The sequence below is a fragment of the Spirulina sp. CCY15215 genome, assembly GCF_016888125.1.
In the GTDB taxonomy this organism is placed as follows: domain Bacteria; phylum Cyanobacteriota; class Cyanobacteriia; order Cyanobacteriales; family Spirulinaceae; genus CCY15215.
The window spans coordinates 1-272 of record NZ_JACSWA010000365.1; the positions used below are offsets into that span (position 1 = coordinate 1).

General features: G+C 43.0%; 1 protein-coding gene. It reads right to left on the reverse strand.

Going from position 1 to position 272, the window contains the following annotated elements:
- The coding region (locus JUI58_RS10020; protein WP_204103643.1) for a Uma2 family endonuclease at positions 1–272 on the reverse strand (272 nt) is incomplete at both ends.

Genomic DNA, 272 nt, shown 5'->3' on the forward strand with positions numbered 1-272 from the left:
AACTTAGTATCCATATCACCTTTCTTATTCCCAGGAGAGAGGATTTCAAACGCCACTTGTGGAGCAATATTGTCCTCTTTCCACTGTAGATAAGAACCTCGATCTCCTTTAGGTCGCCCCAATACGACCATTACATCAGGAGCTTGTTTTTTCGGTTTTTTTTCTGCACGAATTTCCGGCTGGGTAAGTTGCACTGGATACCACAAGAGATCCGCAGCGATAAAAACATCATCTCTGTCTTTAAAGAGAGCATCCAGACCACCTTTAATGGT